Annotated in this window: 22 protein-coding genes and 1 tRNA gene; 10 read left to right on the forward strand and 13 right to left on the reverse strand. The window is 64.5% G+C overall.

Features of this window, described 5'->3' with window-relative positions; all coding sequences use genetic code 11:
- Positions 1-84 precede the first annotated feature (84 nt).
- Positions 85-1,812: a cation:proton antiporter gene (locus tag E6P07_RS09185; RefSeq protein ID WP_153975327.1), complete on the forward strand. Its 1,728-nt coding sequence runs from the start codon at positions 85-87 to the stop codon at positions 1,810-1,812.
- Here the strand turns inward: E6P07_RS09185 and E6P07_RS09190 are convergent.
- From E6P07_RS09190 to E6P07_RS09200, 3 genes are read right to left on the reverse strand one after another with little or no spacing between them, the layout of a single operon-like run.
- Complete coding sequence (locus tag E6P07_RS09190; protein ID WP_153975328.1) at positions 1,797-2,624, reverse strand: SDR family NAD(P)-dependent oxidoreductase; 828 nt, start codon at positions 2,622-2,624, stop codon at positions 1,797-1,799. The genes E6P07_RS09185 and E6P07_RS09190 overlap by 16 nt on opposite strands.
- Complete coding sequence (locus tag E6P07_RS09195; RefSeq protein ID WP_153975329.1) at positions 2,624-3,325, reverse strand: SDR family NAD(P)-dependent oxidoreductase; 702 nt, start codon at positions 3,323-3,325, stop codon at positions 2,624-2,626. Before E6P07_RS09195 ends, E6P07_RS09190 begins: the two co-directional genes overlap by 1 nt.
- A complete protein-coding gene (locus E6P07_RS09200) occupies positions 3,322-3,834 on the reverse strand; it encodes a 6-pyruvoyl trahydropterin synthase family protein (RefSeq protein ID WP_170286795.1) in 513 nt (170 codons plus the stop codon). Before E6P07_RS09200 ends, E6P07_RS09195 begins: the two co-directional genes overlap by 4 nt.
- 188 nt (positions 3,835-4,022) lie before the next feature.
- Here E6P07_RS09200 and folD point away from each other — a divergent pair, with 188 nt between their 5' ends.
- Positions 4,023-4,886, forward strand: coding sequence for a bifunctional methylenetetrahydrofolate dehydrogenase/methenyltetrahydrofolate cyclohydrolase FolD (gene folD / locus E6P07_RS09205; protein ID WP_153975330.1), 864 nt, complete (start codon positions 4,023-4,025; stop codon positions 4,884-4,886).
- A gap of 12 nt (positions 4,887-4,898) precedes the next feature.
- Positions 4,899-5,327 carry a PGPGW domain-containing protein gene (locus tag E6P07_RS09210; protein WP_153975331.1) on the forward strand — a complete coding sequence of 143 codons (429 nt, stop codon included), beginning with the start codon at positions 4,899-4,901 and terminating at the stop codon, positions 5,325-5,327.
- A gap of 7 nt (positions 5,328-5,334) precedes the next feature.
- On the opposite strand, the gene E6P07_RS09215 is transcribed toward E6P07_RS09210, so the two are convergent.
- Positions 5,335-5,883, reverse strand: coding sequence for a glutathione peroxidase (locus E6P07_RS09215; protein WP_153975332.1), 549 nt, complete (start codon positions 5,881-5,883; stop codon positions 5,335-5,337).
- Positions 5,884-6,034: 151 nt separating this feature from the next.
- On the opposite strand from E6P07_RS09215, the gene E6P07_RS09220 reads away from it, so the two are divergent.
- The gene (locus E6P07_RS09220) at positions 6,035-6,778 is read left to right on the forward strand and encodes a ferredoxin--NADP reductase (protein WP_153976196.1); all 744 of its coding nucleotides are present in this window, start codon (positions 6,035-6,037) and stop codon (positions 6,776-6,778) included.
- A gap of 113 nt (positions 6,779-6,891) precedes the next feature.
- On the opposite strand, the gene E6P07_RS09225 is transcribed toward E6P07_RS09220, so the two are convergent.
- The gene (locus E6P07_RS09225) at positions 6,892-8,376 is read right to left on the reverse strand and encodes a cryptochrome/photolyase family protein (protein WP_153975333.1); all 1,485 of its coding nucleotides are present in this window, start codon (positions 8,374-8,376) and stop codon (positions 6,892-6,894) included.
- Between the two features lie 63 nt (positions 8,377-8,439).
- On the opposite strand from E6P07_RS09225, the gene E6P07_RS09230 reads away from it, so the two are divergent.
- Positions 8,440-8,516, forward strand: a tRNA-Met gene (locus E6P07_RS09230).
- Between the two features lie 53 nt (positions 8,517-8,569).
- Complete coding sequence (prmC, locus tag E6P07_RS09235; RefSeq protein WP_153975334.1) at positions 8,570-9,409, forward strand: peptide chain release factor N(5)-glutamine methyltransferase; 840 nt, start codon at positions 8,570-8,572, stop codon at positions 9,407-9,409.
- Here prmC and E6P07_RS09240 read toward each other — a convergent pair.
- On the reverse strand, positions 9,390-10,172 hold the full coding sequence (locus E6P07_RS09240) for a lysophospholipid acyltransferase family protein (protein ID WP_153975335.1): 783 nt from the start codon (positions 10,170-10,172) through the stop codon (positions 9,390-9,392). The genes prmC and E6P07_RS09240 overlap by 20 nt on opposite strands.
- An 83-nt stretch (positions 10,173-10,255) precedes the next feature.
- Here E6P07_RS09240 and E6P07_RS09245 point away from each other — a divergent pair, with 83 nt between their 5' ends.
- Together E6P07_RS09245 and E6P07_RS09250 are read left to right on the forward strand one after the other, a co-directional pair.
- On the forward strand, positions 10,256-10,666 hold the full coding sequence (locus E6P07_RS09245; protein WP_153975336.1) for a hypothetical protein: 411 nt from the start codon (positions 10,256-10,258) through the stop codon (positions 10,664-10,666).
- Positions 10,667-10,853: 187 nt separating this feature from the next.
- Positions 10,854-11,309: a LytTR family DNA-binding domain-containing protein gene (locus tag E6P07_RS09250; RefSeq protein ID WP_162008623.1), complete on the forward strand. Its 456-nt coding sequence runs from the start codon at positions 10,854-10,856 to the stop codon at positions 11,307-11,309.
- On the opposite strand, the gene E6P07_RS09255 is transcribed toward E6P07_RS09250, so the two are convergent.
- The 7 genes from E6P07_RS09255 to metH form a co-directional block, all read right to left on the reverse strand.
- The gene (locus E6P07_RS09255; protein ID WP_246172811.1) at positions 11,255-12,142 is read right to left on the reverse strand and encodes a CPBP family intramembrane glutamic endopeptidase; all 888 of its coding nucleotides are present in this window, start codon (positions 12,140-12,142) and stop codon (positions 11,255-11,257) included. The genes E6P07_RS09250 and E6P07_RS09255 overlap by 55 nt on opposite strands.
- A gap of 80 nt (positions 12,143-12,222) precedes the next feature.
- Positions 12,223-12,783: a [NiFe]-hydrogenase assembly chaperone HybE gene (gene hybE / locus E6P07_RS09260; protein WP_153975338.1), complete on the reverse strand. Its 561-nt coding sequence runs from the start codon at positions 12,781-12,783 to the stop codon at positions 12,223-12,225.
- Positions 12,773-13,369: a TorD/DmsD family molecular chaperone gene (locus E6P07_RS09265; protein ID WP_170286796.1), complete on the reverse strand. Its 597-nt coding sequence runs from the start codon at positions 13,367-13,369 to the stop codon at positions 12,773-12,775. The genes hybE and E6P07_RS09265 overlap by 11 nt, the downstream gene beginning before the upstream one ends.
- Positions 13,353-14,312, reverse strand: coding sequence for an NrfD/PsrC family molybdoenzyme membrane anchor subunit (gene nrfD / locus E6P07_RS09270; protein WP_153975340.1), 960 nt, complete (start codon positions 14,310-14,312; stop codon positions 13,353-13,355). The genes E6P07_RS09265 and nrfD overlap by 17 nt, the downstream gene beginning before the upstream one ends.
- 4 nt (positions 14,313-14,316) lie before the next feature.
- Positions 14,317-14,934: a 4Fe-4S dicluster domain-containing protein gene (locus tag E6P07_RS09275; RefSeq protein WP_153975341.1), complete on the reverse strand. Its 618-nt coding sequence runs from the start codon at positions 14,932-14,934 to the stop codon at positions 14,317-14,319.
- 15 nt (positions 14,935-14,949) lie between these two features.
- The gene (locus tag E6P07_RS09280) at positions 14,950-17,724 is read right to left on the reverse strand and encodes a molybdopterin-dependent oxidoreductase (RefSeq protein ID WP_153975342.1); all 2,775 of its coding nucleotides are present in this window, start codon (positions 17,722-17,724) and stop codon (positions 14,950-14,952) included.
- A gap of 201 nt (positions 17,725-17,925) precedes the next feature.
- Positions 17,926-21,687: a methionine synthase gene (gene metH / locus E6P07_RS09285; RefSeq protein WP_153975343.1), complete on the reverse strand. Its 3,762-nt coding sequence runs from the start codon at positions 21,685-21,687 to the stop codon at positions 17,926-17,928.
- A gap of 250 nt (positions 21,688-21,937) precedes the next feature.
- Between metH and E6P07_RS13745 the strand changes: the two genes are divergently transcribed.
- On the forward strand, positions 21,938-23,239 hold the full coding sequence (locus E6P07_RS13745; RefSeq protein ID WP_211363096.1) for a L,D-transpeptidase: 1,302 nt from the start codon (positions 21,938-21,940) through the stop codon (positions 23,237-23,239).
- On the forward strand, positions 23,239-24,360 hold the full coding sequence (locus tag E6P07_RS09295) for an aminotransferase class V-fold PLP-dependent enzyme (protein WP_153975344.1): 1,122 nt from the start codon (positions 23,239-23,241) through the stop codon (positions 24,358-24,360). The genes E6P07_RS13745 and E6P07_RS09295 overlap by 1 nt, the downstream gene beginning before the upstream one ends.
- Positions 24,361-24,685 lie beyond the last annotated feature (325 nt).

Consider the following 24,685-nt stretch of genomic DNA (forward strand, 5'->3'; position numbering starts at 1 on the left):
TTTAATCGACGGGCAATGCCAATCAAATCGCGTCATGGCCGCACGCCCGCTCGCTCTAACGAGACGCCACTGGAATCGCCCCGCATGTCCGATCAATCTCTGACACACCTCCTCCTGCTGCTTGGCAGCGCGACCGCACTGGTTTGGGGCTTCCAGCGCCTGCAGGCCCCGCCCGTCCTCGGCTATCTGCTGGTCGGCGTGCTGCTCGGTCCCCATACCCCAGGTCTGGTGATCGAGGGCGATCAGCTAAGGTCGCTCTCCGAGTATGGGATCGTCTTTCTGCTGTTCACGATCGGATTGAACTTCTCACTGCCGCAGCTGCGGGCACTGCGTCATACGGTGCTTTGGCTGGGCACGACGCAGGTCGTGCTGACGACCGCGCTGGTTGCGGTTCCGGCCTGGCTCCTTGGCCTCTCGCCGGTCGCGGCCTTCGTCGTCGGCGCGGTGTTCGCGCAGTCCTCGACCACCATCCTCGGTAAGCTGCTTGAGGAACAGCGTGAGGAGCAGAGCCGTCACGGACGCCTGGGGCTGGCGATGTCGGTGTTCCAGGACGTCACCGCCGTGCCCTTCGTCGTCATCATCCCGGTGCTGGGACTGGCCTCTGGCATCGAGCCCGTCGCGCGCGCGCTCGGCTGGGCGATGGTCAAGGCGGCGCTGGCGCTGGCGCTGGTCTATATCGCCGGACGCTGGCTACTGCGTCCACTCTTCCATCTGATCGTGGCGCGTCGTTCCACGGAGTTGTTCACCCTCACTGTGCTGTTCGTCTCACTGACTGCCGCCTGGATCACCGGCGGTCTGGGCCTATCGATGGCCTTCGGCGGTTTTCTGGTCGGGATGATGCTTGGCGAGACGGAGTTTCGGCATCAGATCGAGGCGGCGATCCGACCCTTTCGCGACGTGTTGGTCGGACTGTTCTTCGTCGGGATCGGGATGCTTTTTGATCCTTGGGCCTTGCCGGAGGTCTGGCACCTGGCGCTTGGCGGCGCACTATCGCTGTTGGTGCTCAAGGCACTGGTGGTGGCCCCCATCGTCCGTCTGAGTGGGGCCGATGCACCGACCTCCTGGCGCGTGGCTTTGCTGCTGGCGGTCGGCGGTGAGTTCGGCTTCGCGCTGCTGGCGATCGCGCTGGAGTCCGGCGCCATCGCCGGTCGAGCCGAGCAGGTGGCGCTGATGTCGGTTCTGCTGTCGATGGTGATCGCGCCCTTCCTCATCCGTCACAATGGCGCCATCGCCCGCCGGCTTGCCCGCTCGGATGCCATAGAGGGGCTGGGCGAGTCACAGTCGCCGCTCAGCATCGCCGATCTGCGCGACCATGTGATCATCTGCGGCTATGGACGGGTTGGGCATACGGTCGCGACCCTGTTGCACGCCAGCGCCGTGCCCTTCGTGGCCTTCGACACCGATCTAAAGCGGGTCGCGCGTGGACGCGAGGATGGCTATGCGGTGTTTTATGGCGATGTCGCCGATGTCGGACTCTTTGCCGCCGCGCACGGTGAGCGCGCCGCTCTGGTCGTCGTGACCATCGATCAGCCCGACACCGCCTGGCGCACTGTGTCCTACCTGCGTCAACACTATCCGCACCTGCCGATCATCGCCCGGGCGCGTGATCTGGAGCAGAGCGCGCGCCTGATGGCGGCGGGGGCGACTCGAACCTATCCGGAGGCCATCGAGGCCAGTCTGCGGCTGGGGGCCATGGCCCTGAGCCTGGTCGGGGCCGCCCCCGACAATGTCGATCTGCTGATCCAGGATGTACGGGACAGCGATTACCGGCTGGTCAGCGAGGACCAAGGGGCGCGTCAGCCTAGCGTATAACCGGCATCGACGTTGAGCATGGCACCTGTCACGAGTCGGGCGCGCGGCGAGGCCAGGAAGAGCACGGCCTCGGCGATGTCGGCGGGGGTGAGGATCTGTCGACGCAGGACATGATGGCGCTCTACGATCGACTGCATCAGGGCGTCTGCCCCGTCCCAAATCTCGGTCGCAACCACGCCGGGTGCCACACCATTGACCCGAATCCCACGCGGCCCCAGCGCCAGCGCCAGTCGGCGCGTAAGCATGTCGAGTCCGGCCTTGGAGACCGAATAGCTGGTCGAGGTACAGGTGGAGAAGGGATGTTGGGCGCAGGCCGAAGACAGATTGATCACCACAGGCATGTCCGACCGATCGAGCAATGGGGCGCAGATCTGGGTCAGGGCGAAGGGCGCGACGAGATTGATCTCCAGGGTCTCACGCCAGTGCTCCAGGCTCTCTTCCAGTGTCCCGCTGGCGCGGATGATACCTGCATTATTGACCAGCACGTCCAGCCGACCGGTCTCGAGCTCCAGCCGTTCGGTCAGCCGTTGACGAAAATCGGCGTCCGTGACATCGCCGATCAGGGCGGTCAGACGGCCAGCGGCGACCGCCTCCGGCCAACGCGCGCGCACGGTCTCGATCTTCTCTGGCGAGCGTCCGAAGGTATAGACCCGATCCCCGGCGTCGAGAAAGGCCGCGACCAGCCCGGCGCCGATCCCCGAGGTGCCTCCGCTGATACAGACCACGCGCGTTTCGATTTCCAGTGTGTGGTTTCCAGCTGAAATGTCGGCGTCTGCAAGCTGACCGCCGGCGGGGGGCGCTTTTCCTACCATCAGCGTTCAATCTGTCCGAGATTGGCATGGATGACCGCCCCGTTGAGTACGGGCGATGCGGCGGCGAAGGCGACCACAGCGGCGATCTCCCTGGGCGCGATCAGACGACCAAAGGCATTCATCGCCGTGATGGCGGTCAGCGTCTCTGGATGGCCATCGATGAGGGCGCGCACTTGTGGGGTATCCGTGAAGCCGGGACAGATCAGGCAGGTATGGATGCCGCGCCCGGCCAGATCCTGACAGGTGGCCCGCATCATCCCGACGAGCGCGTGCTTGACGATCACATAGCTGGCCGCCCCAGGAACGGCCTTCTCGGACAGGGTCGAACCGATATAGAGCACGCTCGATCCGGCCCTCATGCGCGGCAGGATGAGCTGGTTGAGCCGATTGGGCGCAAGCAGGTTGAGTTCGAGCACCGCGCGCAGATCGGCATCCGGCAGGGCGTCGATGCGGTCGGCACGCATGATCGAGGCATTGTGCACCAGACAGATCTGGCCCTCGGTGGCGATCCGTTCCGGCAGTGTCTCGGCCAGGGCGTCCAGACTGGCGGGCGATTCCAGATCGACACCCAGGTTCTCGACCCCAGGCTCCGGGCAGGGGCGGCGCGACAGATTGAGCACGCCCCAGCCAGCGGCCAGGAAGCGTGCGGCGATGGCGTGTCCGATGCCAGAGCTGGCACCTGTGATGATGAGTTGGTTCATGCAGAGACGGACTCCCATTGAGCAGTGGCCCACTGCCCCTGTCCTGATGAAACGCCGAGTTTGATGGCGCGGATCGTCGGGAGCATGGCCGTGATCTCGGGATGCGCGCGCAACCGTCCGAGCAGCAGCGGCGCCAGTTCCTCGATGGTGACGTTACGGATGGGTAAGAGCAGGACATCGCGGTCCAGAAAGGGGATGCGCTCCTCGGCGAAGTGCGCCAGTACCAACCCATCCTGGCGCTCGATACGCAGATAGGGCGATTCCAGCGGCAGCAGCACACGCTCGTCGAGTGCGTCGCAGAGCTCCTTGAGCGCGCGCTTGAGGATCACATAGTCAAAGGTTAGACCATCCTCGCCCACCCGAGCGGTGACCGCACAACGCACCCTGAAGTTGTGACCATGCAGATTCTCGCGCTCGGTGGCCGAGAACAGGGTGAAATGGCCGGCGCTGAAATTGAGATAGTCCTTGCTGATCTCGATACGGGTCAGGATGGTTTCGGCCACGCGCATCACCATAAAACGAAGGGGGCGGTCGGCGGGTCCGACGTGCCCGGACCTGGGAGTCAAGGCCTAAGGCGACCCTGGCCATGCTCCATCTACCCCCACAGCGAGCGAGGGCGTTTACAGCCGACGGCAAGCCATTATTATGGGGCGTCACTCGCCCCTTGGCCATTTGTAACAGGATCGATATCGAACCCATGAGCGCCGCCCGACTCGATGGCAAGGCCATCGCCGCCGAGATTCAACACAGCATCCGTCAGGGTGCCGCCGCCATACTGGCCAACCGTGGTAGAGCACCTGGACTGGCCGTGGTCCTGGTGGGTCAGAACCCGGCCTCCCAGGTCTATGTGCGTAACAAACGCCGTGCCTGCGCCGAGGTCGGCTTCCACTCGGAACTGCACGAGCTTCCGGAACATACCTCTCAGGCCGAGCTGATGGCCCTGATCGACCGACTCAACGCCGATCCGGCCATCGATGGCATCCTGGTCCAGCTGCCGCTACCCGCCGGGCTCGATGAGGCAGCCGTCACCGAGCGCATCGCCCCAACCAAGGACGTCGATGGCTTTCATCCCTACAACGTCGGTCGTCTGGTGCTACGCCGACCCCTACTGCGTCCCTGTACCCCCAAGGGGGTGATGACGCTTCTGGCCCATACCGGGCGGACGCTGGAGGGACTGGATGCCGTCATCATCGGCCAGTCGAACATCGTCGGACGCCCCATGGCGCTGGAGCTGCTTGCGGCACGCTGCACGGTCACGCTCTGCCACAGCCGGACCCGCGACCTGGCCGACAAGGTCCGAGGGGCCGATATCCTGGTCGTTGCGGTCGGACGCCCCGGGTTCGTTCCGGGCGACTGGATCAAGGAAGGGGCCATCGTGATCGACGTCGGGATCAATCGCACACCTGATGGCCGGCTCGTCGGTGACCTGGACTTTGCGAGCTGCGCCGAACGCGCGTCCTGGATCACGCCGGTGCCGGGCGGGGTCGGGCCCATGACCATCGCCAGTCTGCTTGAGAACACCTTGCAGGCGGCCGAACTGCACGCCGAGCAGACACCCTGAACGCGCGGCGACATGTTCAACGGCCTCCTGCACTGGATCCTGTCCCATCAGGGGCTGACGCTGCTACTGGCGGGCGCCTCCGTGTTGACCTTCATCGGTTCTATTCTGGCGCTGCCGGTGCTGGTGGCAGCCATGCCCGAGGATTATTTCCTCGATTCCAAGCGTCCTTGGAGCCGTCTGCGGCGCTTTCATCCGCTGATCTATCTGGGGCTGCGGGTATCGAAGAATGTCTTGGGCTGGCTGCTGGTGCTTTGTGGGCTTCTCATGCTGGTGCTGCCCGGCCAGGGAGTCTTGACGATCCTGGTCGGGCTGGTGCTCAGTGATTTTCCGGGCAAGTTCGCGCTGGAGCGCCGGATCGCGATGAATCCCAGGGCCATGGCCGCCTTCAACTGGTTGCGCAAACGCGCCGGACGCCCACCGCTTCGGGCGCCGACGCCCTAGCCGTGGTTTACAGCAAACGCTCGATGGCCTGGATAATCTTGGCGCTGTCGGGCTTGGTGGTGCTGATATAGTGATCAACGAGGTTGCCGTTGCGGTCGATCAGGTATTTATAGAAGTTCCACTTGGGATAGGGCGCCCCGGCGGCCGCCAATCGCTCGAATAGCGGCGCGGCCCGTCCCTTCTTGACGCTTATCTTCTCGAACATCGGGAACTCGACTGAGTAGGTCAGGCGGCAGAAGCGCTGGATCTCCTGTTCGCTGCCCGGCTCCTGGTTGGCGAAGTCGTTGGACGGAAAGCCCAGGACCACGAAGCCGCGATCGCTGTAGGTCCGATAGAGCCGTTCCAACCCCTCGTACTGCGAGGTAAAACCGCATCGGCTGGCGGTGTTGACCACCAGGATCACCTGGCCCTGATAGGCGTGGCACAGATTGACGACCTCCTCGCTAGCCAGACGCCGCACCTCGAGATCGAGCAGGGATGAGCAGGTTCGGGTCTCTGCACCTGTTGCCGTCGCGCACATGGCCGCCAGACCCAGCAGCAATAAGGATGGTTTCATCATCGACTCCAAAATGGTGGGGCTTGTGTCTCATGGAAGTAGAGCATTGCGGCGGGATTGCAATGGCGCCGATCGTACCGATCATGAAGGAAGGCGGATGTGCCGTCCGCCTCTTTAATCGTAGAGTGGATGGATGTGAGGTGAGATGGCTATGAGAGATTGGGTCGAGGCCCGGGTCGTCGGCAAGCATCGCTGGAACGAGGGACTCTACAGCCTGCGATTCGAGGCCCCCATCGCAGACTTCGTGGCGGGCCAATACATCAAGGTCGCGCTCGATATCCAGGGTGAGCGCGTGGGACGTCCCTACTCCCTGGTCAACGCCCCCGGCGAGCAGCCGATCGAGATCTTTTTCAACGAGGTCCCGCAGGGACCACTGACACCGCCGCTCTCGGCGCTCAATCCAGGCGACCGGGTCTGGGTGACGGCGACCGCCAGCGGCATCTTCACCCTGGAGACCGTCCAGCCGACGCGGGATCTATGGATGCTGGCCACGGGCACTGGACTCGGGGTCTATCTATCGATCCTGCGTTCACCGGATCCCTGGCGTCTGTTCGAGCGGGTGGTCCTGGTCCACGGCGTGCGCCAGGGCGCAGACCTGGCCTATGGCGAGACGCTCGCTGCGATCGCCAACAGTCACCCCGGGCGTTTTACGCGCGTGGCCGCCGTCAGTCGCGAACCCTGGCCTCAGGCCCTGCCCGGCCGCATCACGGATCTACTCACCAGCGGCGAACTGGAGCGCCACCTCGGTCTGACCATCGCCCCGGCAACCAGCCATGTGATGCTGTGCGGAAACTCGGCCATGATCAAGGATGTCCAGGAGATCCTGGAGGCACGTGGACTGGTGCGGCATCGGCGCCAGGCGCCTGGGCACTACACCACCGAGCAGTATCATTGACCTGTTGTTAAAAACCTCAACAAAGTCGTTCAGGGTGGTTTTTGGGCGCTTTGCTCTCCGTTGAGAGCGCCGGTGCGGACGAGCAAAAACTGTTTTCGCTCCATGCCGGTATGTCACCGGATCCGCTCCCAGGCCGCCAGTGCCCGCGCGCGAGATTGGGCCAGATCGACGATGGGGTGTGGATAGTCGACCCCGAGCCGAACGCCAGCGTCCGCCAGGACCGACTGGGGTGCAGCCCAGGGCTGTTGGAGATACTTGTTCGGCAGACGCGCCAGCTCCGGGCACCAGAGGCGCACATAGGCCCCGTCCGGATCGAAACGCTGTCCCTGGAGCACCGGATTGAAGATCCGGAAATAGGGTGCGGCATCCGCCCCACAGCCGGACGTCCACTGCCAACCGAGCGTATTGTTGGCCAGATCGGCATCGACCAGGGTATCCCAGAACCAGCGCGCACCGCTCTGCCAGGGGATCAGTAGGTTCTTGGTCAGAAGCGAGGCGACCACCATCCGCACGCGATTGTGCATCCAACCAGTGTGCCACAGCTCGCGCATCCCGGCATCGACCAGCGGGATGCCGGTACGGCCCTGCTGCCAGGCCCGCAAGGACGTCTCTAGATCCTCCTCGGCCCAGGGGAAGGCACTGAAGCGACGATCCAGGGGTTCGGTCGGCGTCTCTGGAAAGTGATACAGCAGGTGATGGGCGAACTCGCGCCAGCCGAGCTCGCGGACATAGGGTTCGGCCGCGCCTCGGGTCGGGTCGCCGAACGCCGTGACGATCAGAGCAAGCAGACGGCGCGGGCTGATCTCGCCAAAATGCAGATGGGGTGACAGACGCGAGCTACCCGGCTGGTCGGGGCGATCGCGCTTTTCGCCATACTGGGCCAGGCGACTGGTGATGAAGGACTGGGCGCGCACCCATGCAGCGCACTCCCCCGGCGTCCAGGTCGCGCGTAGCCCCTGATCCCAGTCGATGCGCGGCAGAAGATCCAGATCATCGAGCCTCGGCCTCTCGCCGGGCTCGGGCCGATCCTGGGGCAGTCCTGGAATGACCTCCGGGGCCGGATAAGGCGGCCTCCCGTTCAGCGCGCGACTCCAGGCGCGCCAGAAGGCACGGAAGACGCGATAGGGCTGACCACCCGCGTTGAGGATCTCCCAGGGCTCAAAGAGCAGATTGGACTTGTGACTCTCGCAGTGCAGACCGGCGGCGCGCAGCCTCTGCTTGATCTCTGCATCGCGCGCGCGTGTGGCCGGATCATAGAGACGATTCCAATGGATCGCCCGCGCGCCGGTCTCGGCGACGAGACGACGTAGCGCCTCGAGACTCGGTCCACGTAGGATCCAGAGCCGATTACCGCAGTTGCGCAGCGACTCATCGAGTGCCGCCAGACTCCAGTGCAGCCACCAGCGGCTGGCGGCGCCCGGCTCCCAGGGGGCCTCTTCCTCAGGCGCATGGATATAGACCGGAATGATCGCCCCCCCATCGCGTAACGCGGCAACGAGCGCGGGATTGTCATCCAGACGCAGATCACGTCTGAACCAGAGAATGGTCGGGTGAGTCCCGGATGCTTGGGTGTGCTTCAGGGGGCTGATCGATGTCATCCAAAAAATGCACGTATCAGAGTTGCATCCTTTCGCAAGGATGGCTACTATTAGGCCCTCTATTGCGGGGTGGAGCAGTCAGGCAGCTCGTCGGGCTCATAACCCGAAGGTCGTAGGTTCAAATCCTGCCCCCGCTACCAAACCCAACAAGGCTTAGAGGCATTCCTCTAAGCCTTTTTATTTGTGCCCCGCGATGAGCCGAACCGACGACATCCTGCGCCAGGCTGCCTCGGTGCTTGCCACCCTACCGGAATCGAACCCCCGACTGGAGGCCGAATTGTTGCTCACCGCGGCGACCGGCTGGACACGCACCGCGCTACTCGCCTGGCCCGAGCGCATACTCGATCCTGCCGCCGCCGAACGCTTCGCGGCCCTGCTCGCACGCCGACTCACCGGCGAGCCGATCGCCTATATTCTCGGACGCCAGACATTCTGGACCCTGGAGCTCAGGGTCACGCCAGACACCCTCATTCCTCGCCCAGAGACCGAACTCCTGATCGAGATCGCGCTCGATCGACTCGCCGCCCAACGTCCGGTGCAGGTGGCAGACCTCGGCACCGGCAGCGGCGCCATCGCCGCTGCGCTGGCGAGCGAGCGACCGGACTGGCGGCTGATCGCCACCGACCGCTCGGCCCAGGCGCTGGCGGTCGCCCGGGACAATTTCCGTCTCCTGGGTCTGGAGCAGATCCGCTGTCTGCAGATGGACTGGCTAAGGGCCCTGGCGTCCGACACCCTAGACGCCATCCTCAGCAACCCGCCCTACATCGCCGAGCAGGATCCCCATCTCGGGCGGGGCGACCTGCGTTTCGAGCCGCGCTTAGCGCTCACCCCAGGCGGCGATGGGCTGGACGCCATCCGCGCCATCGCCGCCGACGCCGGACGCTGTCTCCACCCCGGCGGACTGCTCGCCGTCGAGCACGGCTTCGATCAGGCCGAACGGGTCCGGCGGATCCTCGCCCAGTCTGGACTGCGGGCGATCGAGACCCACCGCGATCTGGCCGGACTGGAGCGTGTCACGCTGGGCTATCGCTGAGCCTGTACCCGGACTCGGGCTGTCTCTGATCCGCCATGATCAAGGCCGCCCTCTCCCGGATCCAGCGCTCGACCCGGGCGTTGAGCGCATCGACACCAGAGTCACAGCGCATCGGCTCCCCGATGATCAACCGGATGCGCCCCGGCTTACGCAACAGCGAGCGCGCCGGCCAGCAGTCGCCGGCATTATGGACTACAGGCAGCACCCGCCGTCCGGACCGACACGCCAGCTGGGCACCGCCGGCATTAAAACGCCCGACCTGGCCCGGTGGCTGGCGCGTCCCCTCCGGATAGATGACCACGCTCATCCCCTGATCGAGTCGCCGCTTGCCCTCGCGCAACAGCGTCTTGAGGGCCTGGACCGGCTTGCCCCGATCGATGGCGATGGGTTCGAGCAGCGCCAACCCCCAGCCGAAGAACGGCACCCACAGGAGCTCGCGCTTGATGACCGTGGCCTGAGGGGAGACCAACAAATGGAGATAGAAGGTCTCCCACTCGCTCTGATGATTGGCCATGATCACCACAGGCTCATTGCGCGGCAGGTGCTCGCGTCCCTCGACCTCGACCTCGATGCCGTTGAGCCGACGCAATAGCCACATGGTCGCGCGCGTCCAGTGATTGACGAAATGATGGCGCTGCTCGCGCGTCTGAAAGGGCGCCAGCGCCAAACTCACCAAACTGTGCACAATGCCCATCAGGTTGTAGAGGATGAAAAACAACAGGCTTCGCAGCCAGATGCCCGGCGTGATATGGGTTTCTTTCATCATGCCCCCGAGGATAGAGAACTTCCAGGCGCAAAGTTTAAACCGCTTGATTATTTTGAATGCCGTATTAGCATGAGGAATCTATGGATATCAACGACGACGAGCGCATCAAGCATCGCGAGATCGTGTTTCATCGGATTCATCCGAATCCGCATCAAGCGCGAACGGCGGCGCTATTCCTAAGCGAGGTGGACGGCATCCTGCGTGCCGAGCCGGTCTCACCCTGTCTGCTGCGCGTCAGTTACGACGTCCTCAAGACTACCCTGCTCGAGATCGAAGAGGCGCTGACCGAACTGGGTCTGCACCTCGACACCAATCTGTTCAATCGTCTGCGTCGCGCCCTTCACCACTACACCGAAGAGACCCTGCGCGCCAACAGCGGTCTCGAACTCGATAAACTCAACTCAACCCAAAAGCTCTTCGCCAAGCGCTATGCACTGATCGAGCACGGCTGCCGCGACGAGCGCCCCGAGCACTGGCGACGCTATCTGTAGCCGCTCAAGCCCCCGAACCTGACGCCCGAGGTGCCTTCCGTGCCCGCAGTCGCCGACTGAGTGACCCCTCAGCGCGGCGTGCTTGCGAAAAACCTGCACGCCTTCGCAACTCGAAGACACGCAAGGACCTAGACTTCAATTGAAGTCAGTGCGCATAGTCATGGATTTCGAGGTTCGGAGAAATCGGATGAAGACGCTAGACATCTTAGGCGATAGACACCGAGCAGAACCCCTTTGGTCGGCCGAGAGCAGCGGGACGGACGACCGCCATGCCTACCCCATGGGCGCGCGCAAACCCGACCTGGAGATCCGGGCCTATTATCGTGGCCAACAGCGACGGATTTCGCTTGCGGACGTCATCTATTTGAGCGCCGATCAAAAATACGTGTGCGTGCATCATCGAGACGGTGTCCTGCTCGTCGACCATTCACTGTGCGCCTTCGAACACGACTTTCCGGAGCTCCTGCTGCGCATCCACCGCAATGCCTTGGTGATGCGCGCGCGTCTGATCGGGGTTGAACGGCAACCCGACGGCTCGACACGTGCACTCCTATCCGGCTGTGACGACAGACCGATCGTCAGCCGTCGTCATCTCAGAGCCGTGCGCGACTGGCTGCGCCAGAGGGCCAACCCGGGCCAATAGAGCGCCATCAGCAGGCCGATCCAGAGTGCAGCGAGCCAGCCGATGATCCCGTCATAGTCGCCGACCAGGAACGACAAGGGCGAGTCGTCGTTGACGTCGGTCAGACGGCGACTGGCCTGGATCACCAGCACCCAGCCGGCATGCAGACCGATACACCAGCCGATGTGCCCAGCGCGCTCGCGCACCAGGGCCAGCAGCAGCCCGGCCATAAACAGCGCCACCAGCGAATCCAGGTGCTGCCACTGGAATAGATCGATGAAGACATGGACGAACATCCGGAGCGCACCCAGCGCGTCTAAGGCCGCCGAATCGGGCAAGGCACCCGGTTTCATGAAATGCAGCACGGCATAGAGCGCGGCGCTCCAGATCATCGCCGCGCGGGCGCCGCCGTGCTCGCGGAGCGCCGCATAGAGGGCGCCACGGAAGAAGGTCTCCTCCAGCACCCCGATCAACACACCGCCGATCAGCGCCTGAACAATACGCAACGCCGTCTGCGACCAGGGGGCTGGGCTTGAATCGGGCAGACGGATCTCCAGTTCGAGCAGCGCCATCACCAACGCCACCAGGATCAGCACACCCAGCACCCAGCCGCCGAGGATCGCGCGCCTCAAGACCGGCCAGCTTGCCCCATAGCCAAGCGCCGAGCGCCGCGTAAGCCCCTGCCAACGCAGAAACGGCCAGAACCCAAGCAGGATCAACGACTGGGCGAGCCGCCCCATGACCCGATGCGGCTCGATCGTCATCCAACCCGTGGCCATCAGGGCCGGGGTAAGCAGCGCCGCTAACATCAGGCAGACGAGCAGATAGAGAAAAAAGCGGACGGATGGATGCACGCCGGTCATGGTCACGGGACGGACAAAAGACGCCGATGATGACGGCAGTTTCTCAGGCTACCAAGCCACAACCCCGTCGCTCAATCACCCGGCCTCAGACGCCGAAACAGCTCGCGCCGCGAGATCTCCTTCTGCATCGGGCAGTCGCGCCGCGCGGCCTCCATGTTCGCGTCGCGCACGCGGATGACCTCGCCCCAATGCTCGAAGACGGCGTCAGCATCGCGGTAGGGTTCCATGTTCAGACAGAGTGGTTGCAGCAGATAGTGACCGAGCGGCTCCTGATAGCCGAGATGGGCCTGTTGCGACTGGCCGAACAGTTCAAAGCGCAGACACGGCCCCAGGACCAGATACTCGGCGTTCGCGCGCTCGGCCGCCGACCAGCCCTCGGGCAGCGCGAGCGCTGGCACACGATCGGGGAAGAACAGCCGCGCCAACATCCAGGGCGTCAGCAGCAACAGCACGCGCCAGTCCTCGACGCGACGCAGGGCACGCACCTCGATCGGTAGGGCCAGGTTGAGCATGGGATCGCCGGCCAGGGTCTCGGTGAGGAGACGCTCATGGACGGCGATCACCGCCGCGATCAGCGCCTGGTCTTCGGCCAGCCCTTCGGGACAGAGGCACCACCCGGCTTCAGGCGTCATCCGAGTCCTCCGAGGCCTGAGCTTCAGACTTTGGACAGAGTCGCCCCAAACAGGCGCCGAGCGCGCGATACAGGGCCAGACGCGCCTGTGACTGGAGATCCCTGGCAAGGCGCGGCAGCCAGCGGCACAGATGCGCCTCCCAGAGCTCGGCGGCGAGCGTATCGGCCAGACCCTCAGCCGAGCCCACATCCAACAGATAGGCCGCGAACTCCAGTTGGGCCCCCAGATAGTCGGGCGGCACCTCGCCTGAGTCCAGGCCGGCGCGCCGATAGAGCCCCTGGAGCTCTTGCAGCACCGTGCCGCCCAGGGTGCCCTGACGATGGGCCGATTCGAAGGGCGGACAGGGCGTCTTGGGATAGCCGCTGACGAACAATCGGGTATGCTCGGCCTGCCAGTGCTCCAGCGGCAAGGCGTCCAGCTCGGCGATGGGTTCTAAGAGCCAGGGCTCAAGCTCAGCGAGCTCGCGCAGGGCCTCCAGGGCACCCGTCTCCGGCATGGCCAGCAGCAGGGCCAGTCGGCGTAGATGGCTCGGGTCGGGTTTGGCCATCATGGGTGGGTTGTCGCGCGCCTCACCAGGGATAGGCATAGACCCCGGCATACATGAAGTAATGACGCAACAGATAGCCGCCGGCCAGCACCAGCACCGAGGCGGTCAGGATCGGCACCCGGCTGCCCCAGCCGCGTATCACGCCCTTGAGTTCGAGCAGGAAGGGCACGACCAGACCGAAGCCGATGAAGCCGACCAGCCAGCCGTAGTCGTTCCACAGCAACTCCAACGAGCGCACCGCCGACTCCGAGCCGTTCTTGAGGTACTGGTAGAGCGAGAACAGGATCACCAGCTCGGCGGCGATCAGCACCAGGTCGATGCGCTCATAGAGCACTCGCACATGCTCATCGGCCTGATCCTTGAGCAGGGTGTACATCAGGACCAACAAAAAGGCCATGGCGGTCGAGAAGGCCGAGACCGTAAACAGCAGGGGCACCGCCGGGTTGTGCCAGAGCGCGACCGCCGGGAAGGATTGCAGCAGCAGGCCCGTGTAGACCGCCACGCCCACCCCGTTGACGACCGCCAGCCAGCCGACGCTGTAATGGAATCGCTGCACCAGCCTGGCGGTACCGATGACGAACGGCTTCTCGATCAGGTCGCGAAGCACGGGCATCCGCTGCGCCAACTGGGTCTCGCGCACATAGGGCAGGGCATAGAGCACGCCCCAGACCATCATCCAGATGATGAACTGGGTGCCCCAGGCGATCCAGGCACTCGATTGATTGAACATCGCCATCGGATTGAGCACGGTCAGGACGGCCGTCTTGTCGAGCAGATGACCGAACAGCATCAGCGAGCCGAGCGCCAAGAGCACTACGCCCGCGCCTGCTCCCCAGATCACGAGATGGCGGTTGGGCTTGAGATACATATCGGTGAGGAAGGTCACCGCCAGGGTCGCCGCACCCAGACCGCCGAAGTAGAGATAGATGGCAAGCCACCAGGTCCAGAGGTCCTGGGTCGCATAGGTCATGTTGACGTCCATCGCGTTAGCCCCTCCAGCGGATATCGTCGATGTAATAGACATTGGGTCGGGTGCCGATGTGCGGCATCAGGGGCCGGGCGGCACCGCTGGCGACGATCTGGGCGATCGGGTCTTCTGGATCGTCGAGATCGCCGAACAGACGCGAAGACCCGACACAGGTCTCGACACAGGCCGGCTTGCGCCCCTGCTCGACCAGGTGATCGCAGAAGGAACACTTGTCCATGCTCGGACTAGTGCGCCGATAGTCCGATCCATAGAACTCGCGTCCCAGGCGCATGTCGCGTTTGGTGATGGGCACCCGCGCGTGATAGGGACAGGCCATGGCACAGGCCCCGCAGCCCATGCACAGGTCCTGATCGACAAAGACGATGCCGTTGGCCTTCTTTTGGGTCGCCCCGGTCGGGCAGACCGTCATACAGGGCGGGTTGTCGCAGTGATTGCACAGTCGCGGGAAGAAGCGCCGGTGCACGTCCGAGCCGACGCCGATCTCCTTGTCGTGCACATAGGTGCGCCATTTTTTCTTGTCCCAGACCGGGGTCTGGTTCTCCATCGCGCAGGCGGCCATGCAGGCATTGCAACCGACACAGGTATTGAGGTCGATGACCATTGCATAGTGAGTCATGGATCAGATCCTCCCTCAGGCCCGGCTGACGCGGACGGTGAACTCTTGCGAACGGAAGCCCGCGACCACCGGCTCGACCTGATAGGGGACGAGCTTGCTGGTGGCGGTGCCGTCGCCGTGGGTGCGCGACAGGGCCGGGTTCTCGACGCCAAACGAGCTATAGACGAAGACGACCTCTGGATGGACCAGGCGCGTCACATAGGCGTGCCCTGTGGTCTGCTGGCCGGACTGGGTGTTGGTGATCCGGATCGGGTCGCCCATGGCGATCCCCAGCCGCGCGGCGCGTTCGGGGTGGATCCAGACCCCCTTGTAGACGTCGTGTTTGAATTCGTTGATCGCGGCGAGCACCGGGTTGTTGCTGTTGGTCGAGGCGTGCGAGACGGTCGGGGTCTTGCCATAGGTGAAATAGAACTCGTCCTTGGCCAGGGGCGCGGCGACCTCGCGCGGCGAGCCGGAACGGAGCTGGATCGGGACATTGCCGGCCAGCACATTGAAGTTGGGCGCGGTATGACCCTCGTCGCGCAATTTCCGCATCAGGGGGGAGAAGAACTCGACCCGTCCGCTCTCGGTGGGTACCGGCATCCGCCAGGGCATGGCGTGCTCTTCGAGGATCTGTTCGCGGTCGAGCTCGTGATAGATGCCCTTGGCGCGCAGGACACGGTCGATGTGCTCGGGCGTCACCCCAAGCCGTTCGGCGGCCTGAGCGAAGGCGACCTCGCGACAGGCGAGCTGATAGGCGCCTTTCTTTAGCCTCTGGCGATTGCGTTCGAGCGCGGCCTTGACCGGCGCAGCCTTGAGCCCCGTCAGCTTCTCGACCCAGTCATGGAAGGTCTCTGTGTTGCCCGAGATGATCTCGGTCATCTTAAGCAGGATGTCGGCCGTCTCCTCGGTGTCGTAGAGCGGCGGGATGGCAGCATAGCGGGTGGTCAGGGCCAGGTCGTGATTGACGCCATTGCCATAGAGGGTCGGTTCATCGCGCTCCAGATAGGTGGTATTGGGCAGGATGACATCGGCATAGAGCGCCGTATCCGAGGGCAGGACATCGATCAAGACCACCAGCTCGACGTTGGCGTGGCTCAGGATCTCCTTCCAGCGGGTATCGGGGTAATAGTGACGCACCGGATTGGAGGCGTTGATCAGGAAGGCGCGGGTCAGATAGGGCTCACCGTTGAACTGAACGCGCCCCTCGACCGATTCGCGCAGTCCGGACTCGGTCATCACCGGCAGGGCGACGTTGAAGTGCCCAGCGGCCTTCTCCTGCGCATTCCACACCCAGGTCCAGCCGGGGCGACCATGTGAGAAGTTCTCACCCTTGGAGAGGGCGCCGATCACCATCTTGGCAAAGGCCATCCCCGGGAGCGTGGCCAGCGGCGAGCCCATCTCATAGCCGTGCTCCATGGCCTCGTACAGGCGTGCGGCCTTGTGATGGACCTCGCCCGAGTTGATCCAGCCGCCGACGCGATCGATGCCGCCGATAAGGGCCTGGATCATGGCCTGGACGCGACGCGCCATCATGATGTTGCTGTAGCGCGCCCCATGCCAGCCTGGATCGATGATCGCCGGGCGTGTGGTGCCAAACTCATGGGCGATGCGCTCGATGACCTCGGGGGCGATGCCGGTGATGTCAGCGGCCCATTTGGTGGTGTAGGGCTGAAGCTCCTCGAGCTGGGCCTCGAACACCGTCATCACCGCCCGTCCGTCGAGTGTGAACTCCTTGGACGTTCTGAGCGCCGGGGTGAAGGCGTTGCCTTCGATATCGATCGTATTGTCGTTACCGAAGGCGGGGACCGCGCGCACCTCGTCGCGGCCCTCGACCCGCACCTGGGGGCGGCCCTGGGCGTCGGTCAGCAGTCGCAGCTCGCCGGACTCGTCGCGATAGGCGAGGAAGGGCATGTTGGTGTGTTTGCGCAGGAAGCTGGCGTCGTACAGTCCCTCCTCCATCAGGATCCGCATCATCGCCAAGAGGAACGGCAGGTCGGTGCCAGGCCGGATCTGGATCCATTCATCGGCCTTGGCCGCGGTCTCGGAGCGGCGCGGGTCGAGCGCGACGATCTTGGCCCCCTTCTTGCGCCCCTGGGCGAAGCGCACCATGCGGCAGGTCGAGACCGCGCCGATCGAGGCGTTGTTGCCCATAAAGAGGATGTACTTGGCGTTGTCGAAGTCCGGCAGCATCTCGTCGTGGATGTTGAAATTGCCGGTGACGAGATCCGTGCCAAGGTGACCAGTGGTGACACAGTGCTGCATCGGCGAGGCGACGATGTTAGGGACCTCGTTGGCCATGGCGAAGGGCACCGCCCAGTTCATATAGAACACGCACGAGGTCCAGCCGCCGACCATGGTCCACTCCCAGGGCTGGATCGCGGTGGCCTTGGTCTTCTCGGCGATATAGGCATAGGCCTCCTCCCAGCTCGCGGCCCGAAAGGCGTATTCGCCGCGCTTGGAGCCCTTGACCCGGATCAGCGGCGTTTTTAGCCGGTCGGTGTCATAGGTCTGGCGCAACCCGGCCTGACCGCGGGCGCAGATCTTGCCGCGGTTGAGGGTTGAATGCGGGTTGCCGTCGAGCTTGACGACCCGCCTCTCGCCGTGGCGGGTGTGGGTCGTGACCCTGAGGTTGCACAGCGAAGAGCAGAAGTTGCAGATGCTGTAGGAGATCTCTTCGATCGTTTCGTCCTTGGCGGTGGCGGTCTTGACGAACTGGGTGGCGGGCGACAGCAGGGTCAGACCGGCTGCGCCATAGCCTGTGGTTTTGAGAAAGGCGCGGCGTGAGAGGCGTGGAATGCTCCAGGCCATGTGGATGTCCTCCGAGGTGGTCGAACGGAATCCCGGGTCTTGGCCGCGGGATTTGGGTGTCTTAGTGCCTGACAAGCCGGCGAGCTTGGGCCTGCGATCAACATTAAGACAAGCGCCTGTGCCGGGTCCATCGGAAGATTCGGATTGATTGATATGGGTCAATTGCGGGGCATTGACCGGATGCGCCGCCACACTGGATACTCAGGGCTCATAGCCCAGCACCGGCGCCAGCCAGCGCTCGGCCTCATCCAGGGTCCAACCCTTGCGCTGGGCATAGTCCTCGACCTGATCGCGCTGGATGCGCCCCACACCGAAATAGCGCGCCTCGGGGTGGGCGAAGTACCAGCCCGAGACTGACGCCGCCGGCAGCATGGCAAAGTTTTCGGTGAGGATAAGACCGATGCGCCGGTCGGGTTCGAGCAGCCTCCAGAGCGTCCCCTTCTCGGTGTGATCCGGGCAGGCGGCATAGCCGGGCGCTGGTCGGATGCCCCGATAATGCTCGGCAATGAGCTCTTCGTTGCTGAGCTGCTCATCCGTCGCATAGCCCCAATAGCGGGTGCGCACCAGTTGGTGCAGCCGCTCGGCGAATGATTCGGCCAGCCGGTCGGCGAGCGCCTTGAGCAGGATCGCGCTGTAGTCATCCTGATCGGCCACGAACCGCGCCAGAGGCCCCTCGATCCCCACCCCCGCCGTGACGGCAAAGGCCCCGATCCAGTCAGGGCGTCCGCACTCGGCTGGGGCGATGAAGTCGGAGAGACAGAAATTGGCCTGTTGGCGTCCGCCAGCGCGTGGCATCTGCTGGCGCAGGTGGTGCAGGGTCGCGAGCCGCTGGGTGCGCGCCGCGTCGGCATAGAGTGCGATGTCGTCGTCCCCGATCCCATTGGCGGGAAAGAAACCAAACACCGCGCGTGCCTGGAGCCAGCGCTCGGCCACCAGCCGTTCCAGAAATACCTGGGCCTCGGCATAGAGCATGCGCGCCTCCTCGCCGATCACTGGGTCGTCGAGGATGTCCGGGAAGCGGCTGTGTGCCAGCTCCCAGGCGCGAAAGAAGGGGAGCCAGTCGATGGTGTGCACCAGGTCGTCGAGCGGAAAATCAGCGAGCGTGGCGATCACCGTCTCGCCGGCGCGCTCCAGCGCGAGCGACCAGGGGGCCGTCTCGCTGAACTCAGGGTCGAGCAGTGCCGGTCGCGGCGGCTCATAGCCCGCCCAGTCGAGCGCCGGGCGATTGGCACGCGCCTCCAGGATCGACACCGACTTACGGGTCGCCGCACGCCCATCGCGCTCGGCGCGCAGGCGCTCGTACTCCTCGGCAATGGCGGCCACATAGCCTGGGCGCTGGGTCTCGCTCAGCAGGTTGGAGACCACGCCCACGGCCCGTGAGGCATCCGGCACATAGATGACCGGGGCCGTGCGCTGGGGGGCGATCTTGAGGGCAGTGTGCAGTTTGGAGGTGGTGGCACCGCCGATCAGCAGCGGCAGCTCAAGCCCCTGACGCTGCATCTCCTTGGCCACGTGCACCATCTCGTCGAGCGAGGGCGTGATCAGACCCGAGAGCCCGATCACATCGGCACCGACCGCGCGCGCACGCTGGAGGATGGTCTCGGCCGGCACCATGACCCCGAGGTCGATGACCTCATAGCCATTGCACTGCAAGACCACGGCGACGATGTTCTTGCCGATGTCGTGGACGTCGCCCTTGACCGTGGCGATCAGGAACTTGCCGTTGCTGCTCGCCTCGGCGCCGCCCTCGGCCTGCTCGGCCTCCAGGAAGGGCTGGAGATAGGCCACCGCCTTCTTCATCACCCGCGCCGATTTCACCACCTGCGGCAGGAACATCTTGCCCGCACCGAACAGGTCGCCGACGAGGTCCATGCCCTGCATCAGCGGGCCCTCGATCACCGCCAGCGGGCGCCCGAGGGTCTGACGCGCGGCCTCGGTGTCCTCATCGATGAAGTCGGCGATACCCTTGACCAGCGCGTGCTCAAGCCGTTTCTCGACCGGCCAGGTGCGCCATTCCAGATCGGACCTGTTCTCAGGTCCAGCGCCTTCACCCTGGTACCTCGGGGCCAGCTCGAGCAGGCGCTCGGTGGCGTCCGGACGGCGGTTTAAGATCACATCCTCGACCGCATCGCGCAGCTCCTCGGGTAGCTCGTCATAGATGGCAAGCTGGCCGGCATTGACGATCCCCATATCCATCCCGGCCCGGATGGCGTGATAGAGGAAGACGGCATGGAGCGCCTGGCGCACCGGTTCGTTGCCGCGAAAGGAGAAGGAGACATTGGACACCCCCCCCGAGACCAGGGCATGCGGCAGGGTGCGTTTGATCTCGCGCGTGGCCTCGATGAAATCGACCGCGTAGTGGTCGTGTTCCTCGATGCCGGTGGCCACGGCAAAGATGTTGGGGTCGAAGATGATGTCCTCGGGCGGGAAGCCAACCCGCTCGGTCAGCAGCCGGTAGGCCCGGGTACAGATCTCGACCTTGCGCGCCTGGGTGTCGGCCTGGCCCTGCTCGTCGAAGGCCATGACGATGACCGCTGCACCATAGCGCCGACACAGCCGCGCCTGGTCGATGAACCTTTGCTCACCCTCCTTGAGTGAGATCGAGTTGACGATCGGCTTGCCCTGGACGCATTTGAGTCCGGTCTCGATCACCTCCCACTTGGAGGAATCGATCATCACCGGCACCCGGGCGATCTCGGGCTCGGCGGCGATCAGGTTCAGGAACCGGCGCATCGCTGCCACGGCGTCGAGCAGGCCCTCGTCCATGTTCACATCGATGATCTGGGCGCCGTTGTCGACCTGCTCCTGGGCGATGCTGAGCGCCGTGTCGTAATCGCCCTCCTTGATCAGGCGCCGAAACCGCGCCGAACCCGTGACATTGGTCCGCTCGCCGACATTGACGAACAGGGTGTCTGGGCCGATGTTCAGCGGTTCCAGACCCGCCAGTCGGCAGGCGGGCTCGATGGTCGGCCGCACGCGCGGGGGCAGGCCCGCCACGGCCTCGGCGATGGCGCGGATATGATCCGGCGTGGTGCCACAGCAACCGCCAACGATGTTGAGGAACCCCGCGCGCGCCCACTCGGCGATCTCGGTCGCCATCACCTCGGGTCCGAGGTCATAACCGCCGAGCGCGTTCGGCAGACCGGCGTTGGGATGGGCCGAGACATGAAACTCACTGATCCGGGCCAGCTCCTCGACATACTGGCGCAGCTCGAAGGGGCCAAGGGCGCAGTTGAGCCCCACGCTGAGGGGCTCGGCATGGCGCAGTGAGTTGTAGAAGGCCTCGGTGGTCTGACCGGTCAGGGTCCGACCCGATTGATCGGTGATGGTGCCCGAGAGCATGATCGGGCGCTCGACCCCGTCCTCGTCGAACACCTGCTTGACCGCAAAGATCGCCGCCTTGGCGTTCAGGGTATCAAAGATGGTCTCGATCAGGATCAGATCGGCGCCGCCTGCGATCAGACCGCGCGCCGACTCGGCATAGGCCGCGACCAGGGTATCGAAGTCGATGTTGCGCGCACCCGGGTCATTGACATCGGGCGAGATCGAGGCGGTGCGATTGGTCGGTCCGAGCACCCCGGCGACGAAACGCGGTTTCTCCGGCGTCGCGTAGGCATCGGCGGCCGCGCGCGCCAGTCGAGCCGCCGCGACATTGATCTCGTAGACGAGCCCCTCCATCCCGTAATCGGCCATGGCGATGCGGGTGGCATTGAAGCTGTTGGTCTCGATGATGTCAGCGCCGGCCTCCAGATAGGCGCGATGGATGCCGTCGATCACCTCGGGCCGGGTGAGCACCAGCAGATCATTGTTGCCCTTGAGGTCGCGCGGCCAATCGGCAAAGCGCGCGCCGCGATAATCGGCCTCGGTCAGCCCCTGGCGCTGGATCATGGTGCCCATGGCGCCGTCGAGGATGAGGATCGAGCGCGCGAGGCGCTCGTGAATCAGGGTATTGGAATCTATCATGGGCAGTCACGGCAGGAAGCGGTCGAGCGCCTGGACGGCGCTTTGGCGTGAATCCTCGGACGGGCGCCTCCAAGTGTGGGAACAATACCATGACCCTGGGTTCTTGTTCATGGCTTCGCACCTAAAGGCCGCTTATCCCACCACCTGCGGGCGTTCAAGGCGTGCCCTTGCAAGCCGGTCGCGCTATGCTAAGTCGATCTTGACAATCAAAAACGACGTTGCCTTACAAGGCTCGGGAAATCACTGCCCTATGACCAACCTCAAAAACCTCGTCTTTGCGTCGGCTTCGTTCAAGACCGGCATCTTCTCATTCATCGTGCTCGGACTGGCGGGGTGCGATGGACTTGCGCGCCTCAACACCAAAAAGGACGCGCCGCCCGAGCCCATTGTCGCCGAGGATTCGGCGGGGGTCGTCACAGCTCCAGAGTCTAATCCGCTCACCAAGATCGAGGCGCCCTCGAAAGAAAAAAAACTGTCGAGTCCACTCTATGAGTGGAAGGGTGATGGACGCAACATCACCCGCATCATCATCAATACCGATGAACAGAAGGCTCGTTTCTATTCGGGAGACGAGGAGGTCGGTTGGAGCACGGTGGCGACCGGGATCCCCAAGTATCCGACCCCGACCGGTCGCTTCCAGATCACCGAAAAGATCGAGAACAAGCGCTCAAATCTCTATGGCAAGGTCTATGGCCAGGGTGGTCGCGTTCTGCGCTCCAACGCCAAGCTCGGGCGCGACCCGATCCCCGAAGGCGGGCGTTTCGAGGGGGCAGACATGCCCTTTTTCATGCGCCTGACCGATGATGGTGTGGGCCTGCATGCCGGCCCCATCCCCAACCCGGGTCAGCCAGCCTCGCACGGCTGTATCCGGGTCCCGAGCAAGATGGCGTCTGTATTGTTCCGTCATGTGTCGAATGGGACGGACGTGACCATCGAGGGCAAGGGGCCGAGCTACGGCGACTATGTCGCCAAACAACGCGCTGAGGCCGCACGCCGTGCCGAGGCGCGCCGGCTGGCCGAAGAGAAGCGTGCCGCCGAGGCCCAGAAGGCACAACAGATCGCCGAGGCCATGCCGACACCGCAGGCGTCCGGTCTGCCCAAGCCCGCGACCAACGCCGAGATGCCCGAAGCCCATGCCGTCGCCAAGGACGCGGCGGCCTTGGCGGACCAGACACTCGATGCCGCGAACGCACGCGAGGCGCATCTGCGTGAACCTGAGGTCCAGCCAGAGGGCGCATCGGCGCAACCCGCCCAGACGATGCCTGCTTTAGCGCCTGAAGCCGCCAAGCCGGTGCCCCCTGCCAGCGAGCCGCCGCCGACCGTCGCGGCGCCCCCAAAGAACCCGCCCACGCCGGCGGACACACCCCAGCCGCCAGCCCCCGCCCAGCCGGCGCCCGAGATCCTGGAGGCGCCGGCCCCAAGCCCCGCGGCGGCGCCGGCGAAGATGAGTGATCCTGCGCCCAAACCGGACGAACCGACACCGAACCCGGTTCCCGCCAATCCCGAACCGCCGGCGACACCAGCGGCCACGCCAACCAACAGCGCAACCTGATGTGTGACGAGTTCCAGCTCGACCCTGGCCTCTGCCATCTGAACCATGCCGCCGTCGCCCCCTGGCCAAGGCGCGCCCTGGTGGCGGTGACAGGTTTCGCCGAGGAGAACGTGCGTCAGGGGTCGCTCGGCTATCCGGCCTGGCTCGCCGTCGAGCAGCGTCTGCGCGCGCGTCTGGCCTGGCTGATCGGTGCCGAGCAACCATCCGACATCGCCCTGGTCAAGAATACGTCCGAGGCACTGTCGGTCATCGCGCACGGCCTGCACTGGACGCCGGGCGACAGCGTCGTTGGGATCGCCCAGGAGTTTCCATCCAACCGCCTGGTCTGGGAGTCGCTGGCCGATCAGGGCGTGACCTGGCGTGCGCTGGACCTGGACGACTCCAGTGATCCCGAGGCGGATCTGATCGCGCTGTGCGATGACTCGACCCGGATGATCGCCGTAAGCTGGGTGCAGTACGCCTCGGGTCTGCGGCTGGATCTGGAGCGGCTCGGTGCCTGGTGTCGAGCCCATGACATCCTGCTGTGTGTGGATGCCATCCAGGGTTTGGGCGCCCTGCCCTTCGACCTCAAGCGCTTTCAGGCCGATTTCGTCGTCGCCGATGGGCACAAATGGATGCTCGGCCCCGAGGGGCTGGCGCTGCTCTATGTCCGTCCCGAGCGGCGCGAACGCCTGAGGCTGCACCAGTTCGGCTGGCACATGGTCGAGGAGGTGGGCGACTTCGAGCGCACCGACTGGACGCCGGCCCGGGACGCGCGCCGCTTTGAGTGCGGCAGCCCCAATCTGCTCGGGGCGCACGCCCTGGAGGCCAGCCTGTCGCTGCTGGCCGAGATCGGGATGGACGAGGTCTGGCGACGGGTGCAGGCACGGACGGATCATCTCATCGCCCTGATCGATGCGCGCGGGTTCGAGCTACTCACGCCCCGCGCCCCTGAACGACGCGCCGGGATCATCAGCTTCCGGGTCCCGGGCGAGTCGTCATCCAGGCTCCATCAGGCGCTCCTGGCGCGGCGCGTCCTCTGTGCCCAGCGCGGCGGCGGCATTCGTTTCTCGCCGCATTTTTATACGCCCCTCGAAACCCTAGAGCGCGCCATGCGTATTCTTGACACCATCCTTGAGTAAACAACCCTCGACTGAAGTCGAAGGCTTTATTGTAAGACGCAGCAAACATGGTTGACCGCATCCCCAACATTGGGCGTGTTTACAGCCGCCCTTGGCAGCGGGGCCCCGCTGCCAATCCGGGCCAGGTTTCGACTGGCGTTGCAGTCGGCATGCGCCCGGAGACCACACTTGCGGTGCATTATACACCACATGGCGCACTTCGCGCGCCCGCCATTCCTCCCGCGACTCAAGTCGCGGGTTTCCTTGCGGAGGGTCTATGAAGGCTTGTCGAGTCAATCAAAAGGGACGCAGAATAACCAGGGCCTTGCATGAGGTCAGGGAGGTG

It is taken from the genome of Thermochromatium tepidum ATCC 43061 (genome assembly GCF_009664085.1).
GTDB lineage: Bacteria > Pseudomonadota > Gammaproteobacteria > Chromatiales > Chromatiaceae > Thermochromatium > Thermochromatium tepidum.

Coding starts and splice junctions, on each gene's coding strand:
- E6P07_RS09185 (WP_153975327.1), top strand. CDS start 85: ATGTCCGATCAATCTCTGACACACCTCCTCCTGCTGCTTGGCAGCGCG.
- E6P07_RS09190 (WP_153975328.1), bottom strand. CDS start 2,624: ATGGTAGGAAAAGCGCCCCCCGCCGGCGGTCAGCTTGCAGACGCCGAC.
- E6P07_RS09195 (WP_153975329.1), bottom strand. CDS start 3,325: ATGAACCAACTCATCATCACAGGTGCCAGCTCTGGCATCGGACACGCC.
- E6P07_RS09200 (WP_170286795.1), bottom strand. CDS start 3,834: ATGCGCGTGGCCGAAACCATCCTGACCCGTATCGAGATCAGCAAGGAC.
- folD (WP_153975330.1), top strand. CDS start 4,023: ATGAGCGCCGCCCGACTCGATGGCAAGGCCATCGCCGCCGAGATTCAA.
- E6P07_RS09210 (WP_153975331.1), top strand. CDS start 4,899: ATGTTCAACGGCCTCCTGCACTGGATCCTGTCCCATCAGGGGCTGACG.
- E6P07_RS09215 (WP_153975332.1), bottom strand. CDS start 5,883: ATGAAACCATCCTTATTGCTGCTGGGTCTGGCGGCCATGTGCGCGACG.
- E6P07_RS09220 (WP_153976196.1), top strand. CDS start 6,035: ATGAGAGATTGGGTCGAGGCCCGGGTCGTCGGCAAGCATCGCTGGAAC.
- E6P07_RS09225 (WP_153975333.1), bottom strand. CDS start 8,376: ATGACATCGATCAGCCCCCTGAAGCACACCCAAGCATCCGGGACTCAC.
- prmC (WP_153975334.1), top strand. CDS start 8,570: ATGAGCCGAACCGACGACATCCTGCGCCAGGCTGCCTCGGTGCTTGCC.
- E6P07_RS09240 (WP_153975335.1), bottom strand. CDS start 10,172: ATGAAAGAAACCCATATCACGCCGGGCATCTGGCTGCGAAGCCTGTTG.
- E6P07_RS09245 (WP_153975336.1), top strand. CDS start 10,256: ATGGATATCAACGACGACGAGCGCATCAAGCATCGCGAGATCGTGTTT.
- E6P07_RS09250 (WP_162008623.1), top strand. CDS start 10,854: ATGAAGACGCTAGACATCTTAGGCGATAGACACCGAGCAGAACCCCTT.
- hybE (WP_153975338.1), bottom strand. CDS start 12,783: ATGACGCCTGAAGCCGGGTGGTGCCTCTGTCCCGAAGGGCTGGCCGAA.
- E6P07_RS09265 (WP_170286796.1), bottom strand. CDS start 13,369: ATGCCTATCCCTGGTGAGGCGCGCGACAACCCACCCATGATGGCCAAA.
- nrfD (WP_153975340.1), bottom strand. CDS start 14,312: ATGGACGTCAACATGACCTATGCGACCCAGGACCTCTGGACCTGGTGG.
- E6P07_RS09275 (WP_153975341.1), bottom strand. CDS start 14,934: ATGACTCACTATGCAATGGTCATCGACCTCAATACCTGTGTCGGTTGC.
- E6P07_RS09280 (WP_153975342.1), bottom strand. CDS start 17,724: ATGGCCTGGAGCATTCCACGCCTCTCACGCCGCGCCTTTCTCAAAACC.
- metH (WP_153975343.1), bottom strand. CDS start 21,687: ATGATAGATTCCAATACCCTGATTCACGAGCGCCTCGCGCGCTCGATC.
- E6P07_RS13745 (WP_211363096.1), top strand. CDS start 21,938: ATGACCAACCTCAAAAACCTCGTCTTTGCGTCGGCTTCGTTCAAGACC.
- E6P07_RS09295 (WP_153975344.1), top strand. CDS start 23,239: ATGTGTGACGAGTTCCAGCTCGACCCTGGCCTCTGCCATCTGAACCAT.